Genomic DNA, 17,183 nt, shown 5'->3' on the forward strand with positions numbered 1-17,183 from the left:
GCCCTATACCGAGCGGCGACAAGCACCCGAGGTTAGGCTCAGGACCATGATCAGCAGGGATGCCCAAGCCGTCGTCGAAGAACTGCGCGACCTCTTTCGATCCGGCGTCACGAAGCCGGTGGAGTGGCGGCGGACGCAGCTCGCGGGTCTCAAGAGGCTACTGTCCGAGCAGGCCGACGTCTTCATCGAGGCGCTCTACGCCGATCTGCGCAAGAACGCCGTCGAGGCCAAACGTGCGGAGATCGCGCTCGTGCGCAACGAGATCGACCACACGCTGGAGAACCTCGACGCCTGGCTGACCCCGGAGCCCGCCGGTCTCCCGAACCCGCTGCGGCCGGGCGAAGGCCGCGTCGTACGCGAGCCGCTCGGGGTCGCGCTGATCATCGGGCCGTGGAACTACCCGTTGCAGCTGGTCCTCGCGCCGCTCGTCGGGGCGTTGGCGGCGGGGAACTGCGCGGTCGTGAAGCCGAGCGAACTGTCCCCGAACACCTCGGCGGCGATCGCGGAGCATCTGCCGGACTACGTCGAGGGCGTCCGGGTCATCGAGGGGGCGATCCCCGAGACGACGGCGCTGCTGGAGCAGAAGTTCGACACCATCTTCTACACCGGGAACGGCACGGTGGGCCGGATCGTCATGGCCGCGGCGGCGAAGCATCTCACGCCGGTCACGCTGGAACTGGGTGGGAAGAGCCCGGCGATCGTCGAGCCGGGAGCGGATCTCGCGGTGACCGCGCAGCGGCTCGCGTACGGCAAGTTCGCCAACGCGGGCCAGACCTGCGTCGCGCCCGACTACGTCCTCGCGATCGGTGACACCGGCCCGAAACTGGCTGAGCACCTTGCCGAAACGATCCGCGCGATGTTCGGCGAGGACCCGGCCACCAGCGACTCCTACGGCCGGATCATCTCGACCCGCCATCACGACCGGCTCGCCGCCCTGCTGGGCGACGGAACGGTCGTCGTCGGTGGTCAGGCCGACCGGGACGAGAAGTACATCGCGCCCACCGTGCTCACCGGCGTCTCCCCGGACGACCCGGTGATGCGGGACGAGATCTTCGGCCCGATCCTGCCGATCATCGACGTCCCCGACGTCGACGCGGCGCTGGCGTTCGTCAACGAGCGCGACAAGCCGCTGGCGTTGTACGCCTTCACCGAATCGGAGGAGACGAAGCGCCGGATCGAGACGGAGACGTCGTCGGGCGGGCTGGTGTTCGGTGCCGCGATCATCCACCTCGCGGCGCCGGAACTGCCGTTCGGCGGGGTGGGGGAGAGCGGGATGGGCCGCTACCACGGGCGCTACTCGATCGACAACTTCAGCCATGTGAAGGCCGTGCTGGACAAACCGCTCGCGGGGTGAGTCAGCGGCCTGCCCGGCTGCCCTCGTAGGCGCGCTCACGGAGCCCGCTGATCCAGCCGGGCCGCAGCTCCCAGCCGGGCGGTGGGTTGAGCATCGGATCGATGGCGGGACGAGGGGAGTCGTCGTCGACCTCGTCGAGGGTCAGCCTCGCGCAGGGGTTCCGATGTCCGTTCGCGCGGACGGTCTCGAAGAGGAAGGCCACCGGCCCTTCAGCCACCAGCCGCCTCAATCCGTCCAGCGACGCTTCGGCGTGCCGTGGCGTCTCCGCGCGGGCCGACAGCCAGACCAGTTCGCCCTTCGTGCGGTACGGCAACAACGTGCTGTAGCGGCCGGCGGTCCAGGCGCGAGCCGGCCGCGGCAGCACGCGGCCGATGAGGCCGGTACCCGAAGTGGTCAACGTGAGATCCCATGGATGACCTCCGACGGCGGGGATCCGCACCGCCAGCCCCAGCGCGTCAGGCGCGCGTCCCGGGAGACCGGCGCCCTTGGACATCCGCACGGTGACGGCGACCGGTTCCTCCGGCAGGGCGAGCTCATCACGCCGTAAAGCCTGAAGTTCACCGTTGAGCAGTAGACCGTTCGGGTGGAAGGCCCTGGCGCCGCGAAGTGCCGCCAGGGCGTGAAATCCGGCGCGGAAAAGCCTGCCGGCGGGCCCGGCCTGCGGTGTGTCGTCCTCGGCCACGATCTCCACCCTCCTGATGACGTGTGTGCTCCGCAGGGGCTACCCCGGACAGGCCGGGTTACACGCGAATTCGCACGGAATCGAAAACCCCCGTTTCCCGGTGTGACGGGCTTTCCCCCGGGTACTCGCGTGCTGTTCGCCCATCGGGCGTCCGACAGTCCTGTTCCACCTGGATCGGAGGAAATCATGACTGCATCGCCGGCCGCGGTTCGGCGGGCTCCGCGCCAGCTCATCGCCCTCGGCGTGGGCGCGGTCTTCCTGCTCGTCGGCCTTCTCGGCTTCATCCCCGGTATCACCACGAACTACGACCAGCTGAGCGGTGCCGGGCACGAGTCCGGCGCGTTGCTGCTCGGCGTGTTCCAGGTGTCGATCCTGCACAACATCGTCCACCTGGCGTTCGGCGTCGCGGGCATTCTGCTGGCCCGGACGGTGAGCGGCGCGAAGGCCTTCCTCGTCGGAGGCGGGGTGATCTACCTCGTGCTCTGGCTGTACGGGCTGCTGATCGACCACGGGTCGGCGGCGAATTTCGTGCCGGTCAACACCGCCGACAACTGGCTGCACCTCGGGCTCGCCATCGGGATGATCGCACTCGGGCTCATTCCGCTCTCCGGTTCCAAGGCGCCGATCGCCGACTCGCGCTGACCCGTTCTCTTCTCAATTCTCTGGAGGTTTTCTGTGTTCCGTCATACCAAATCGCTCCAATTCGAGGCTAAACCCGAAAAACCGGACGCTTTGTACGCCCGTAAGCTGCAGGAGCTCATCGGCGGCGCCTACGGTGAAATGACCGTCACCATGCAGTACCTGTTCCAGGGCTGGAATTGCCGGATCGAGGGCAAGTACAAGGATCTGATCATGGATACGGCGACCGAGGAGATCGGGCACGTCGAAATGCTCGCGACGATGGTCGCCAGACTGCTCGAAGGCGCGCCCGCCACCATGGTGGCCGAAGCCGCGAAGGATCCGGCCACCGCGGCGATCCTCGGCGGGATGGACCCGCAGCAGGCGATCATCTCCGGTGGCGGCGCCACGCCGAGCGACAGCCAGGGCTATCCCTGGAACGGCCGCTACGTCGTGGCCTCGGGCAATCTCCTGGCCGATTTCCGGGCGAACGCCGCGGCCGAGGCGCAGGGCCGCTTGCAGACGGCCCGGTTGTACAACATGACCGACGACCCCGGTGTGAAGGCGATGCTGCAGTTCAACCTCGCGCGGGACACGGTGCACCAGAAGCAGTGGCTCGCCGCGATCGAGGAACTCAAGGCCGACGGCCTGGAGAGCGACATCGCGCCGACGGCGTTGTTCGACGAGGAGAACCAGGAGCACAACAACACCATCTGGCATCTGTCCGACGGCCCGGACGGTTCGAAGGGCGGCTGGAGCTTCGGCGAAGACGGCATCGAGTACCTGATGGAGCCCGAGCCGCTCGGCGGACCGGGCACCGCTCCGAAGCCCGATCCTGCGCTTTACGGCACCTACGCGCCGCTGCAGGACGCGGTCGGGACGGTCAAGGGCAAGGTCAAGGACGCCAAGAAGAAGGCCACCAAGTCGAGCAAGAGCTAGCACCCCGATGTGAAGGGCTCCTCCCCGCGGCCGAGGGGAGGAGCCCTTCACATGTGTGGGAGACGGTCTTGCCACAGGGGTGAGGGGGTCGTGAGTGGCAATGATCGTTCTAAACCCCCTTTGCCACTCACGACCCCTTCGGCATACCCCGGAAAGTGTCCCTTGTGGACAGCCCGGAGAAGCCGGAGAAGGCAGTCGACGATGTCCAGTTCGTGTGTCAGTCGGCGTTCTTCGTTTCGGCTTCGGCGACCGCGGCCGCTTCGTCGTCGTCCATCGCCGCGGTGTCACGCGGTGGGAGGAAGGGCTCGTCGTCGGCGGGGGATCCGGAGGCCTGCTCCTTGCCGCGCGCGAGTTCGGCGTCCAGTTCGGCGCCGAGGAGGACCGCGATGTTCGAGATCCACAGCCAGATCAGGAACACGATGACACCGGCGAGCGAGCCGTAGACCTTGTTGTACGAGCCGAAGTTGCTGACGTAGAAGGCGAACCCGGCGGTGGCCGCGGCCCAGAGCAGCACGGCCACGATGCCGCCCGGCGTCAGCCACCGGAATTTCGGCTGCCGCACGTTGGGGCTCACCCAGTAGAGCATCGCGAACGCGAGTCCCGCCAGCAGCGCGATCACCGGCCATTTCACGATGTCCCAGACGAGGACACCGGTCGACCCGAGACCGATCAGGTCGCCGAGGTAGCGGGCGATCCCGCCGGTCGCCACCACCCCGGCGGCACACAGGGCGAGCACGATCAGCACGGCGATGGTGAGCCCGATCCGCAACGGCACGGTCTTCCAGATCGGGCGGCCTTCGGGCATCGAGTAGATGACGTTGGACGCCCGCATGAACGCGCCGATGTAGCCGGACGCGGACCACAACGCGCCCGCGGTGCCGATGATCGCCGCGGTTCCGGCCAGCCCGCCGGTCTTGGACAGCTCTTCGATCGCGCCGATCAGGATGTCCCGGCCCTGACCGGGCGCGATCCGGCCGACGTTCTCGACCAGTGCCTGGGTGGTCGACGGACCCATCAGACCGAGGATCGCGGTCAGCACGAGCAGACCGGGAAAGAGCGAGAGCACGCCGTAGTAAGTGAGCGCCGCCGCCCAGTCCAGCATGTTGTCGCGGTTGAACTGGACGAATGTCCGCTTGAGCACCGCCCACCACGATCGTCGGGACAACTCGGTGGGACCGTCAGGGTCTTTCGCTGTGGTAGCCAAGGGAACCTCCTGCTGGGGATTCCTTGGCTTACCCGGTGGCGCCGGGGCGAAAACGGGTGATCAGGCCGGGCGAGTCCGCGGCGGTGGCGGGGGCGGGACCGCCTTCGCGAGCACGATGTCGGCCAGCCGGATCGTGGCGAGCCCGCGTTTGGTCTCCACCGTGCATTCCGTGCCGTCACGGGAGCGGAGGTAGCCGAGCGCGTCGGTGAACCCGCCCTCGATCCGGTACCGCACGACGACCCTCGTGCCGAGCGGGACGTCCGGCAGGGTCACCGGTTCAGGTGGGCGGTGAGCTCGTCGTCGCTCGGCTCGACCAGATGGGTGCCGTCCGGCCAGACGATCGTCGGGATCCGCCGCTCACCGTTCTGCAGTGCCCGCACGGTCTCCTCCGCGCCGGAATCCGCTTCGACGTCGACGTAGTCGTACTCGATGCCCTTCGAGTCCAGGAGGGCACGGCTGCGTTTGACGTCGGGGCACCAGCCGGCGCCGTACACGATGAGGTCGCTCATGGATCACAGCATGCCAGGTCGCGGTCCGGCGGCGCGTGCGGCGAGTGCCGCACGGTCGGCGAGCCCGGTCTTGGCGAGCAGGCTCGCGACGTGCTTCTCGACCGTCCGCGGCGAGATGTGCAGGCGGGCGCCGATGTCCTTGTTGCCCATCCGCTCGGCGAGCAGCACCAGGACCTCGTACTCGCGCACGGTGACGCCGGACGCTCGCAGGTCCCCCGGGACGCGGTCGACCCCGGAGCGGCGCTGCCGGACGGGTGCGCCGATTTTGCGCAGGAGGGTCCGGCAGGCGGCCGCGACCGCCGGGATCTCCCTGCGGTGGAAGTACTCTTCGGCCTCTTTGAGCCAGCCGGCCGGATCACCCCAGCCGTCGGCGGCGGCCGGTTCGGCGATCAGCCGGAGCCCGAGATGCCGGGCGAGGGGATAGGGCGCCGACGTCTCCAGCGCGGAGGCCACAGCCTGTCCGGCCGCCGCCGTGTCGCCTCGTCTGCCGTGCTCGACCGCGTGCGCGAATTCGACGAACTGCCGGTTCCACCGCATCCCGCTTACGGCGGAGCCGTCCTCGGGGCAGGCGGCGCCGTGGAGGGTCTCGACCAGCGTCCGGAGCCCGTGCCTGCCGGCGAGGTGGAACCGGCTCGGCCGCCGTTCCTCCAGCTCGACGACCTGGCCGAGTTCGCGGCGAGCCCGGTCGAAGTCCTCTTCGAGCAGTGAACAGAAGACCCGCGCGAGCCCGATGCTGAGCACCATCTCCTGCGCGTTCTCTCCGCCGCTCTCCCGGAAGTCGTCGAGCGCCTGCTCCATCGCCGGGCGGTCCGCCCGGTGCCCGGCGGACATCGCTCTCGTCATATGGGCGTACTGCAGCAGCGCGGTCAACCGGAGCCTGCCGAGCACGGCGAGATTCTCCGCCAGCAGCGCGTGCGCGGTGCCGAATTCGCAGCGCAGGATCGCGTGCATGGTGCGCACGGAATCGACCGCGCAGTGCAGTGTGATCGACCCGGTGCGCTGGGCGTCCGCGCGGGCGAGCAGGAGGGTCTGCTCGTCGCCGTTCATCAGCACGCGATGCCCGCCCAGGCGGACCAGCGCCTGGGTGCGCAGATGGTGGAGATGGTTGTCCTCGGCGGTCCGCCGCGCGAGCTGCATGTAGTGCTCGGATTCGGTGAGATCCCGCGACAGCGCGAGCATGCCGAGCACCTGCAGGGCCTGGCAGACGACGAACGGCTGCTCGGTCGCCTCGGCCACCTTCCAGGCCTGGCGCGCGAGCCGTTCCGCCGTGTCCGCCCGGCCGGGAACGTCCAGCCAGAGGTTCGCTTCGACGGCGTCGAGCGCGGCTCGCTGGGCAGGGGAGATCGCCGAACCGAGGGGAGCGCGGGCGCGTTCGATCTGGGCGAGGCATTCGTCGTGCCGCCCGGCGATGTAGGCGGCCCAGGCGAGCTGGGTATGCAGTTTCGCGGCCCGTTCGAGGGTGCCGATCTCGCCGAATCCGGCGGAAAGCTCGACGGCGCGGTCGAACTGACCGGTCTGCCCGAGCGCGTGCACCAGCGTCTCCAGCACTTCGGCCCGATCACCCGCGTCGGCCCCGGCGAGCAGGTCGACGGCTTTGGTGAGCATCGTGACCGCGGAGTCGGCGGCGCCCGCGTCGAGGGCGCGGCGGCCGGTTTCGGCGAACAGGCGACCGGCCGCCTGTTCGTCCAGCGCGGTCAGCCGGAGCGACGCGACGAGGGCGCACAGGTCGCCCGGCAGCCCAGGGTAGAGCTTTTCGACGGCGTCGGCGGCCTGACGGGCGAGTGCGGCCTTCCGTGCCGGTGACTGGCGTGCCAGCAACGCTTCGGCGGTGAGCGGATGACGAAAGGCGTACCAGCCGGGCGTCGTCTCGTCGGTGGTCACCAGGTTCGCCGAGACCGCGGCGCTCAGGTGGTTGTGGAGGGTCCGGTCGTTGGTGCCGGTGACCGTCTGGACCACCGTCAGCGGGAAGCGGCGGCCGATGATCGCCGCGACCGACAGCAGTTCGCCCGCCTGCTCGCCGAGTTGCTCCATCCGGGCTCCGATGCTGGTGACCAGCGCGGCGGGAACGCGGGCGCGGAGTTCGCCGATGACTCGCCAGCCGTCGGGGCCCTCGACCAGCAGTCCGTCGTTCACCATGCCGTGGAGTAGTTCCTCGACGATGAACGGAAGGCCGGCGCTGTTGCGCCACAACAGGTCCGCCGCGGCCGACGGAAGCCGCTCCGGCTCGGTCTCGAGGCAGGCGGCGGCGAGGGCGCGGGTGTCGGCGAGGCCGAGCCTGCCCAGTTCGACGACGACGCAGCTCATCCGTTGCGCGCCGGTGGTCGCCAGGCGGAGGGCGTCGGAGGGTTCGTTGCGGAGCGTTCCCACGAAGAGGACCTGCGCCGCGGACAGGTTGTCGACGAGGTATTCGAGAATGAACAGCGTCTCCGCGTCGGCGTCCTGGAGATCGTCCAGGACCAGGAGGGCGCCGCGGTCGCGGCTGGTGACGGCCAGCAGCCGGAACACCGCTTCGGCGAGCACCAGCAGGGAGCCCGACTCCCGCGGCCGGTCGCCCCGGCCCCAGTCGGGGATGAGCTGGGCGAGCACGGGGATGAACGGGTCGAGTTCGGCCGCCGACGGCGGGCCTCCGCCGCGGAAATGCGACCACAGCGCCTGGGCCAGCGGACGGAACGGGACGAGCGGGCCGATCGAACCGGCCCGTCCTTGCAGCACCGGGATTTCGGCGGAGACCGCTCGTGCGGCGGCTTCGATCGCGAGCCGGGACTTGCCGATCCCGCCTTCACCCACGAGGAAGATCGCGCCGCCGCGACCCGCGATTGCGCGATCGAGAGCTCCGGAGAGCTCGGCCAGTTCGGCGTCGCGGCCGATCACCCGCGACGAACGGATACCCACCGCCGTGACTATAGCGAGCGGATTCCCGCGTCACCGGCGCGAAATGATCACGGAGGCGGGTGGCGCGAACCCGCCTCCGTGAGCCTGTCTCAGATCCAGCCGCCGGTGAAGACGCTGACGACGGACGGCGAGCCGGGGTCCGTGGACAGGGTGGCGAGCGGGTTGGCGCTCAGCCGCGGCTTGCCGCCCGCCAGCGCGTGGTTGCGCGAGCCGACCTCGAGGGCGCGCGGCAGGTTCACGGCGCCGAGGACGTCTTCGGTGGCGGGCAGTTCTCTGTCGTACATGCGGTTTTCTCCTCATACTCGATTTACCGGCGGAACTACGCTGGCCGCGGGATGCGGCCGGTCTGGGCGGAGCAGGAGCGCGGAGGGGACCCGGTCACCGAATCCCAGCCGCAGCAGGCCGTAACCGATTCCCGCCAGACCGCTCAGCAGCCCTGGCGAGGGCACCGCGCCGGGCGTCCCGCAGCGGGCACCGCGCTGGTCGATGGCGGCGAGCAGATGACCGGTCCGGCGGCGCACCGCGGCGGCGGCGCCAGTGTGCCCGTTCTCCGCCAGCACGCACAACACGTCCAGCACTCCGGACTCGCCGTGGCAGAGGCTGAGATCCTTCAGCGGCGCCCCGTCGGCCAGCCGTTTGATCGTCCGGTCGAGATCCCTGGCGTGCCCGGGATCGGGCAGGCGGGCGGCGAGGCCGAGCGCGTCACCCGCGAGACCTCCGCACCAGCCGCCGGTGCTTTCCACCCGATCGTCCGCCCTTCCGGGAAGTTCTTCGCCGGAACGGTCGTGCGCCCGCAACACCCAGTCGATCCCGGCACCACCGCGGGCGAACGACTTCTCTCGCGGACGTTCACGGCCGAGCAGCTCTCCGGCGTAGCGGTCGGCCCGCGCCAGCGCCGTGTCCAGTCCTGTTTGGACATACACCGACCGCATCGACGCGAGACCGCCCGCCAGCCCCGTCGTGAACCCGGACGGTGTTTCCGGGGTGGCGTCGGGCATCAGGTCGACCGCCTGCTCCATGAGATCGCCCGCGGGAAGGCCGACCAGGGTGCTGAGCCGGGCGATCGTGTACGCGACGCCGCCCAGGCCGAGAAGGCCACCACATCCGGCTGTGGCGGCCAGCTCCCGGTCGGCGCGGAGCGTGGCGAAAAGGCCGGGCAGCGGGCTGATCGCGTACGCGGCCAGATCGCGGTATCGCGCGATCCCGGTCAGTTCGGCGAGCTGGGCGAGGAACAACGCGACACCGCAGTAGCCCTCGCCGAGCCCGGCGCCCATCGGCAGCACGGTCCAGTACCGGTCGTCGACGAGCTCGATCCCGAGCCAGTTGGAGCGGTGTTCGTCGGAGAAGGCGTTGGCGACGATCTGGTCGGCGATGCCGCACGCGGTGACCAGCAATCGTTCCGCGTCGGGCGCCTGGTTCGGCGCCGCCGTTTCCGCGGTCTCGCCGCCGAGATGGCCCACGGTAGCCGTGCTGATGGCGAGGGTGGCCGAGATCAGCCATTCCTGGTCGCGCTGGTCGAGGGGATCCATGTCGGCGAGTTTCGCCAGCACGGTGTCCAGCGACGGCCGTTCGACCACGCCTTCGACGTTCTCGCCGCGTGAATCCACCAGCGACGTCGAACCGGGGTTCGAGGTGAACATCGGCACGTCGCCCGCCCAAAGGTCGTCCCGCTCGTGTGGCGCCAGGCGGAGCAGCTTCTCCTCCTCGGCGGAATCCTCTTCGAGCAGGTCGAACGCGCGGTCGCGGTCGGCGGCGTCGCGAAGCAGGTCGGGATGGGTGGTCTCGTCCAGCAACCGGAAGTAGAAGTTCGTCGGCCGGATGAGCACCCGGATGGGATCCTCGGCGCAGCGCCGGAGATGCTCGGCGAGTTCGTCCCGCGCACTGGAGATCGCGTCGTAGCCGAGCCGGAATCCGGCTAGCAGCGCGGCGCTGTGCTCGGCGGGCGTGATGTCGCGGCCGTCGAGACGCGGCAGGTTGTTCCCGCCCGCGAGTTCGCCGGGCACCCGGACCAGCCGCATGCGGTCGGTGCCCGGATCGGCCCAATCGACGCGGTCGGTGGGCAGCTTGCCACCGCGGCCGGCGAGGCCGGAGATGTCGACGGCACCGTGCTCGCCCGCGAAGAGCTGTGGGAGCAGCAGCGTGCGCTGGACCGAGCGCGCCAGCATCGCCGCCGCGGGGTCGCCCTCCGGCGGATCGGGCGGCGATGGCTGGAAGAGCGTCTCGATGTCGATCAGCACCGGCTGGTCGCCGCAGGCGATGATGTTCTCGTAGTGGACGTCGGTGGCGTCGAGCGCGTACAGGAGCGCCAGGAGGATGCCTTGCCGCCGGTAGAAACGGTCGACGTCACCGATATCGGCGCACGGCCGGTGCTCGACGAACCGGAGCCAGCCGTAGCCCGCACGCGGTAGCGCGTCCGCGGTCCGCAGTTCGAGTCCGGGCAGCCGTTTGTTCAGCAGCGTGACGACGTCGGTGAACCGCTCGTGCAGGATCAGCGGCCGGGGTTTGTAGATCACCTTGGCGCCGCTGGAGAACCGGAGCAGTTTGACCGAACGGCCGCGGGCGTGCGAATCACCGAACCCACCCGCGACCTCGACGAGCGTGCCGAGTTCGCCGTCGACGACCGAGCAGGGCAGCAAGGCGGCGTCGGCCGAGAACCGGGCCAGCGTTTCGGCGTGGGTTTCGACGGCGTGGAGGCACGCCTGGGCGACGAGCCGGGCCAGCACCGGGTACTCCCCGAACAACCGGACGAGCCCGGCCGGAGTGGCTTGCCGGCGCGCGAAATCCGAGAAGCGCTCTTCGGGCGTCTCACCCCGGAGGTTTCCGGCCTTGCGGTCGCGGTGGAGTTCGAGGACCAGTGTCCGGACCGCGAGCTTCAGCAGATGCTGGTCGAGCTGAGCCGCGAAACCCCGGCGGAGGGCTTCGACATCGGCGCCCGGGAGATCGTCCGGGACCGCGTCACGGGAAGCGGCGTGGACGAACGGCCTGAAGACCCCGGCGAAGTCGACACGCCAGTCACCGGCTGGGGGACGCTCCGGCAGAGGCGCGGTGATCGCGTGTTCGGCGAAGACCGCCCAGGTGGGCTTGTCCGCTGTCCGTTCGCGCGGGGTCTGGCCGGGTACCCACCACCTCGGCGGCAGGGACGTCGCAGATGGTCGGGGCGTCACGGAAGCCATGGTTTCAGCCCGCGGTCACACGCACATGGGGGCCACACCCCCACATTCAGCGCACGCACGAAGATGTCCGGAGAGTGACGGACGAGAGAGTCTTCAGCGGAATATGGGGTCCCGGCACCCATGCGCGGGGACCGGTCCCGGCCGCACCATGGTCGGGTGGCGCGGAACTCGGGCGCGGGCCGGTTACTGGGGGTCCGGCCCGCGTCCGCCCGGAACCCTTGAGAATTGACGCTCTTTCCTTTTTCGGCGATGAAAAACCGGAACCCGGTAAAGGGACACGACCGTGTCCCTTTACCGGGTCGCAAACACGAGGGGCCGACCCGCGCCAACAGATTGGCCCCCGTCAAACCCTGTGCTTAGAGCGTCAGACCAGCCATCCGAGCACGTGGGCCAGGTGCGCGAGCAGACCCGAGATCAGGTCGTGGCCGTGGTGCACGTGCTGGGTGAACATCTGCATTGAGGGGCTCCTTGTATCGGATTTCGTGTTCGGTTGTGCTCTCGCGAGGAGCGATCGAAGATTTTCACCACGTTGGCACGCTGTCAAAAAACGATTTCCCGGGCCGTCGGCGAGTCGTGAATCTTCCTACGATAAACACGTAAGTCTTTCGTGTTTTGCGCCAGGGGTGGGCTTCGCGGGCGATGACACTGTGCGTAGCGAGCGCGAGGCGGCTGATGTGGAAGCTAAGCCTCCGCTACGGCAAGTGGGCGGGCGGGAGACACGAATTGGTGATCCACACGCCACGAATGGTGAGTCGGCGAGAATCACCGATACGGGTGACGGCACTCCGCGGCCGATAGCTCGAAGGAAGCCGCTTCGCTCCGGCCGATCGCGGGACGGTGATCGCCGGGGCTTCCTGAAACGGGGAGGCGCGGGCACCGGCGAGGTCCGGACCGGTGGCCACTTCAGCGCCGAGGGCGCCCGGCAGGCTCCGGTGGGGCGATTTCGCCCCACCGGAGCCAGACACACGGGTTACCGCTTGATGTAGAGATCCCACGTCCAGGTCGACGCGGAGCAGAAGTAGGCCGACCACCGGCCACTCTGCTGGCCGGAGTGGCCGTTGATCCGGCAGTCACCCTCTGTGGACCAGCTGGATTCGTAGTAGTACCTCGGATCGACACCCGCGCCGGCAGGCTGCGCGAACGCGATCGTCGACGCCAGCGCGCCCAGGACGGCGGCGGTCGCCGCGATCTTCTTCTTCACTTGTGTAGCCCCAGTTCTCTTCTTCGAACACGTGCGTGCACAAACAATCACGAACCGGGCCCGCTTGTCCGCCGAACGGCCGAATTCGAGCCGTCCCGGCAAGTCTCATGAGATGGAGCGCAGTCGCCCTCGGGACTGGCTGTGCAAGTGGTCGACGGCCTGCGCCGTCTGGTCGTCCGCGGGCAGGAACACGACGATCTGCTGATCGTCGGCTGGCAGTTCCAGCGTTTCGCGCGTCAACCGAAGTTCGGCGCCGGACGGATGTTTGAGCCGCAGAACGCCTCGTCGTGGTACGTCATGGCGGTTCAGCCTGCGGGTGAAGTCGGTGCCCGCGAGCGGGATCAGCTCGGCGGCGAGCCATTCGAGATTCTCGACGGAGGGCGCGAGCCACAGGTCGAACGCCTGCTCGTCGGCGACGGAATCCCAATCGGTGAAGAAGGTGCGCGCGCGTGGATCGGTGAAGACGTAGCGCGTGATATTCGGGGTTTCGGCGTCGAGCAGACCGGTGCCGCTGGTGACCGTCGCGTACGTGCCGGTGCAGGCGAGGACGTCGCCGAGCCTGTTCGTCACGATGGCGATTCCCGGTTCGAGCATGCGCAACGTGTCCATGACGGACCGGCGCACCTGACGGCGCGGCGGGGCGGGCATGAAGTCGGCGGAGCATCGGTCCCCGGTGATCTTCGCAAGGTAGCGAAGGTGGTTGCGCTCCGAGGTGGCGAGGCTGAGCGCGTCGGCGATCGCGTTCACGACCGCGGTGGACGGGTTGCGGTCACGCCCCTGCTCGATGCGGGCCAGGTATTCCACGCTGATGCCCGCTCGAACGGCGAGGTCCAGACGGCGTAGTCCTGGCGACCGGCGGCGGCCTCGGTCCGGCAGCCCCAGGGATCCCGGCTGGACGGCGTCTCGTCTGGCCCGGATGAAGTCACCCAACGGCGTACCCATGGCCATCAACTTACGGTGCGATTTTCCCTGAGCGCACGACTCAGGGTAGCCCTGTGGGGACCAGCCTGAGCATGGTCTGGTCGCCGACGCGAGAGGGCCCGAACATGGGCGCATGGCTGACATGGGTTCCGCATTGGACGCACGACAGCCGGCACGTCGTTCCGGCCAGGCGTTGCTGCTCTGCGGTTTGCTGGTGATCGCGGCGAACCTGCGGCCGAGCCTGACCGGTGTCGGTCCGCTGCTGGATCGAGTGCAGGGTGACCTGGGGTTGTCGGCTGCCGTGGCCGGTCTGCTGAACACGTTGCCCCTCCTCGCTTTCGCGGTGATCTCCCCGCTGGTGCCGGGGCTGGCCGCTCGCCGCGGGCCCGAGCGAGTCCTCGCGGGCGCGCTCGTGGTGCTGACGGTGGGGATCGCGATCCGGTGGATCCCCACCGTGGCCGGCCTGTTCGGCGGGACCGTGCTGATCGGGGCCGGTATCGCGGTGGGCAACGTGCTCCTGCCGAGCCTCATCAAACGCGACTTCCCCACGAAAGTGGGTTTGCTGACGAGCGCGTACGCCACCGTCATGGGTGGTGTCGCGGCCGTGGCCTCCGGGGTGGCCGTGCCGATCAGCGAGGTCGCGCCCGGTGGTTGGTCCACCGCTCTGGGCTGCTGGATCGTGCTCGCGCTGCTGGCGTTCACGCTGTGGTCGCCGCAACTGCGGACCCCGCCGCCGGTCGCGGCGGCGGTGCGCGGTGGACATCGGCTGCCGTGGAAATCGGGCTTGGCATGGGCGGTCACGACGTTCATGGGACTGCAGTCACTGGGCTTCTACGTCGTCGTGACGTGGCTTCCCGGGGTGGTCCAGGACACCGGGATCAGCCCTGCCTCGGCGGGATGGCTGCTGTTCCTCTTCCAGATCGTCGCGGTGCTGACGAGTCTGGCCGCACCCGCGTTGCTGCGCCGGGCGCGTGACCAGCGGGGGTTGGCGACGGTGAACTCGCTGATCATGCTCGCCGGCTACGTCGGACTGCTCTTGGCGCCGGAATGGGCCGTGGTGTGGACCATCGTCCTCGGCTTCGGTGGCGGCGCCTGCCTGGTGCTCGCTCTGGCCTTCCTCGGTCTGCGTGCCCAGGACGCGGCCGGGGCGGGAGCGCTGTCGGCGATGGCACAGTCGGTCGGATACCTGCTGGCGGCGGTCGGACCGGTGCTGTTCGGGTTGCTGCACTCCGTCAGTTCGGGCTGGCGCGCACCGCTCGTCCTGATGTGCGTCGCCGCGTTCGGGCAGGCTGTCATCGCGATGGTGGCAGGCAAGGGGACCGTGCGTCCCTCCGGTGATCACCGGTCACCCGATCGAACTCGAGCGCCTGCTCGTTGATCAGGCGCGTGCCACCGTCTGGTGGGCGGTCACAAGCCGTCCACCAGACGGTGGCAGCGGGTCGGCGGGCTCCACCAATGGTAGGAATGCCTGGTGACCGAACCGAATTTGATCGAAGCAGCCGCCGAAGAGGCAGTCACCCTCACCAGTGAACTGATCCGCATCGACACCACCAACACGGGTGACCCGGACACGCTGGTCGGTGAACGCGCCGCGGCGGAGTACGTCGCCGAGAAGCTCACCGACGCGGGCTACGAGATCACCTACGTCGAGTCCGGCGGCAAGAACCGCCACAACGTGATCGTCCGGCTGCCGGGCGCCGACCCGTCGCGCGGCGCGCTCCTGATCCACGGTCACCTCGACGCCGTTCCCGCCGACGCCTCCGAGTGGTCGGTGCACCCGTTCTCCGGCGCGATCCAGGACGACTACGTCTGGGGCCGCGGCGCGGTGGACATGAAGGACATGTGCGGCATGGCGCTCGCGCTGGCCCGCCACTACAAGATCAACGGCATCGTCCCGCCGCGTGACCTGGTTTTCGCGTTCCTGGCCGACGAAGAGGCGGGAGGAAAGTACGGGGCGCAGTGGCTGGTCGAGAACCGGCCCGAGCTGTTCGAAGGTGTCACCGAGGCGATCAGCGAGGTCGGCGGCTTCTCGATCACGCTGAAGGACAACGTCCGCGCGTACCTCATCGAGACGGCCGAAAAGGGCATCCGCTGGATGAAGCTGCGGGTGCGCGGCACCGCCGGTCACGGCTCGATGATCCACCGCGACAACGCCGTCACCAAGCTGTCCGAGGCCGTCGCGAGGCTGGGCAACCACCGCTTCCCGCTGGTCATGACCGATTCCGTCCGCGAGTTCCTGGACGGCGTCACCGAGATCACCGGCTGGGACTTCCCCGAGGACGACATCGAGGGTTCCGTCGCCAAACTCGGCAACATCTCCCGGATGATCGGCGCGACCCTGCGCGACACGGCGAACCCGACGATGCTCACCGCGGGCTACAAGTCGAACGTCATCCCGTCCGTCGCGGAGGCTTCGGTCGACTGCCGGATCCTTCCCGGCAGGCTGGAGGCGTTCAACGCCGAACTGGACGAGATCCTCGGCCCGGACATCGAGAAGGAATGGATGGAGCTGCCGCCGGTCGAGACGACCTTCGACGGCGCCCTGGTCGACGCGATGACCAACGCGGTGCTCGCCGAGGACCCGGGCGCCCGCACGCTCCCGTACATGCTTTCCGGCGGCACCGACGCGAAGTCGTTCCAGTCGCTCGGGATCCGCAACTTCGGGTTCGCCCCGCTGCAGCTGCCCGCGGACCTCGACTTCTCGGCGCTGTTCCACGGGGTCGACGAGCGCGTCCCGGTCGACGCGTTGAAGTTCGGCGTGCGGGTACTCGACCGCTTCCTCCGCTCTGCCTGATGCCCGGTCTGCTGGCCGCCGACGGGACACCCCTGCACTTCGAGCGCTGGGGTGATCCGTCGGCGCCGGTGACCGTGGTGCTCCTCCACGGGTACGCCCTCGACAGACGAAGCTGGCGCGCCATCGCGCCCGTGCTGGCCGAGGCGTCCTCGGAGGAACCGCTGGCCGTGGTGGCCTACGACCAGCGCGGCCACGGCGAATCCGGTGAGGTCCGGGCCTCGTCGGCGACCATGGGGCACCTCGCCGACGATCTGGCCGAGGTCCTGGAGAAGGTGGTCCCCGCCGGCAAGGTCGTCCTGGTCGGTCATGACATGGGCGGCCTCGCGATCCTGTCGCTCGCCCAGCGCCACCCGGACGTCTTCGCGGCGCGGGTGGCGGGAATCGGGTTGCTCGCCATGTCGGCGGGCGGCGTCACTCCGGACGCGATCTGGCCGAACGCGCTCGGGAAACTCGGCCGCGACCTGGAGATCGTCTTCGGGACGAAGCTGATCGGCCTGGTGCGGGAGCACACGAGCAAAGCGGTGACCGCGGGGCTGCGGTGGTGGCTCTTCGGCGACGACCCGGTACCCGCCGACGTCGAACTGACCGTGCGGATGATCCGCGGCAACTGGCCACAGACGGTCTCCGCGTTCCGCCCCGCGCTGGACGCCTACACGCGGGAATCGGCGTTGTCGCAGGTCGGTGCGGTACCGGTGACGGCGATCGTGGGGGAGCGCGACAAGCTCGTGCCGACGGCGGACGTCGAGGAGCTGGCGGGCGCGGTGGAGAACGGGACGGCCGTGGTGCTGCCCGGCGTCGGGCATGTCGTGCCCCTCGAGGCGGCCCCCCAGGTGATTCCCCGCCTTCTGGCGCTGACTCGCCGACAACACGGCCTGTCTTGACAAGTTCTGTTTTCG

The 17,183-nt window shown here is 69.2% G+C and carries 15 protein-coding genes; 6 read left to right on the forward strand and 9 right to left on the reverse strand.

Annotated features, from left to right (window positions below; all coding sequences use genetic code 11):
• The first annotated feature begins 46 nt into the window (after positions 1–46).
• Positions 47–1,354 carry an aldehyde dehydrogenase family protein gene (locus ACXIZN_RS11345; RefSeq protein WP_457954183.1) on the forward strand — a complete coding sequence of 436 codons (1,308 nt, stop codon included), beginning with the start codon at positions 47–49 and terminating at the stop codon, positions 1,352–1,354.
• 1 nt (position 1,355) lies between these two features.
• Here ACXIZN_RS11345 and ACXIZN_RS11350 read toward each other — a convergent pair whose 3' ends face one another.
• Positions 1,356–2,036, reverse strand: coding sequence for a hypothetical protein (locus ACXIZN_RS11350; protein ID WP_457954185.1), 681 nt, complete (start codon positions 2,034–2,036; stop codon positions 1,356–1,358).
• Positions 2,037–2,222: 186 nt separating this feature from the next.
• Between ACXIZN_RS11350 and ACXIZN_RS11355 the strand changes: the two genes are divergently transcribed.
• Both ACXIZN_RS11355 and ACXIZN_RS11360 read left to right on the forward strand, forming a co-directional pair.
• The gene (locus ACXIZN_RS11355) at positions 2,223–2,678 is read left to right on the forward strand and encodes a DUF4383 domain-containing protein (RefSeq protein WP_457954186.1); all 456 of its coding nucleotides are present in this window, start codon (positions 2,223–2,225) and stop codon (positions 2,676–2,678) included.
• A gap of 33 nt (positions 2,679–2,711) precedes the next feature.
• Entirely contained in the window at positions 2,712–3,593 is an 882-nt protein-coding gene (locus ACXIZN_RS11360) for a manganese catalase (protein ID WP_034318613.1), read from the forward strand.
• A gap of 217 nt (positions 3,594–3,810) precedes the next feature.
• Here ACXIZN_RS11360 and ACXIZN_RS11365 read toward each other — a convergent pair whose 3' ends face one another.
• The 8 genes from ACXIZN_RS11365 to ACXIZN_RS11400 form a co-directional block, all read right to left on the reverse strand.
• Complete coding sequence (locus ACXIZN_RS11365) at positions 3,811–4,797, reverse strand: YihY/virulence factor BrkB family protein (protein WP_457954188.1); 987 nt, start codon at positions 4,795–4,797, stop codon at positions 3,811–3,813.
• 60 nt (positions 4,798–4,857) lie between these two features.
• Positions 4,858–5,070 (reverse strand): putative acetyltransferase, encoded by a 213-nt coding sequence (locus ACXIZN_RS11370; RefSeq protein WP_457954189.1) that lies wholly within the window; start codon positions 5,068–5,070, stop codon positions 4,858–4,860.
• On the reverse strand, positions 5,067–5,306 hold the full coding sequence (locus ACXIZN_RS11375) for a glutaredoxin family protein (RefSeq protein WP_126733136.1): 240 nt from the start codon (positions 5,304–5,306) through the stop codon (positions 5,067–5,069). The genes ACXIZN_RS11370 and ACXIZN_RS11375 overlap by 4 nt, the downstream gene beginning before the upstream one ends.
• 3 nt (positions 5,307–5,309) lie before the next feature.
• Positions 5,310–8,198: a helix-turn-helix transcriptional regulator gene (locus ACXIZN_RS11380; protein WP_457954190.1), complete on the reverse strand. Its 2,889-nt coding sequence runs from the start codon at positions 8,196–8,198 to the stop codon at positions 5,310–5,312.
• Between the two features lie 89 nt (positions 8,199–8,287).
• Positions 8,288–8,482, reverse strand: coding sequence for a hypothetical protein (locus ACXIZN_RS11385; RefSeq protein WP_192742314.1), 195 nt, complete (start codon positions 8,480–8,482; stop codon positions 8,288–8,290).
• Between the two features lie 12 nt (positions 8,483–8,494).
• Positions 8,495–11,371 carry a type 2 lanthipeptide synthetase LanM family protein gene (locus ACXIZN_RS11390; RefSeq protein ID WP_457954192.1) on the reverse strand — a complete coding sequence of 959 codons (2,877 nt, stop codon included), beginning with the start codon at positions 11,369–11,371 and terminating at the stop codon, positions 8,495–8,497.
• A 970-nt stretch (positions 11,372–12,341) separates the two neighbouring features.
• Positions 12,342–12,572, reverse strand: coding sequence for a hypothetical protein (locus ACXIZN_RS11395; RefSeq protein WP_457954194.1), 231 nt, complete (start codon positions 12,570–12,572; stop codon positions 12,342–12,344).
• Positions 12,573–12,677: 105 nt separating this feature from the next.
• Positions 12,678–13,514, reverse strand: coding sequence for a helix-turn-helix domain-containing protein (locus ACXIZN_RS11400; RefSeq protein WP_457954195.1), 837 nt, complete (start codon positions 13,512–13,514; stop codon positions 12,678–12,680).
• Between the two features lie 112 nt (positions 13,515–13,626).
• Between ACXIZN_RS11400 and ACXIZN_RS11405 the strand changes: the two genes are divergently transcribed.
• The 3 genes from ACXIZN_RS11405 (at position 13,627) to ACXIZN_RS11415 (ending at position 17,168) form a co-directional block, all read left to right on the forward strand.
• Entirely contained in the window at positions 13,627–14,871 is a 1,245-nt protein-coding gene (locus tag ACXIZN_RS11405) for an MFS transporter (RefSeq protein ID WP_457954196.1), read from the forward strand.
• Positions 14,872–14,964: 93 nt separating this feature from the next.
• Positions 14,965–16,287 (forward strand): M20/M25/M40 family metallo-hydrolase, encoded by a 1,323-nt coding sequence (locus tag ACXIZN_RS11410; protein WP_257486462.1) that lies wholly within the window; start codon positions 14,965–14,967, stop codon positions 16,285–16,287.
• Positions 16,287–17,168: an alpha/beta fold hydrolase gene (locus ACXIZN_RS11415; RefSeq protein ID WP_457954197.1), complete on the forward strand. Its 882-nt coding sequence runs from the start codon at positions 16,287–16,289 to the stop codon at positions 17,166–17,168. The genes ACXIZN_RS11410 and ACXIZN_RS11415 overlap by 1 nt, the downstream gene beginning before the upstream one ends.
• Positions 17,169–17,183 lie beyond the last annotated feature (15 nt).

The organism is Amycolatopsis sp. TRM77291, assembly GCF_054166285.1.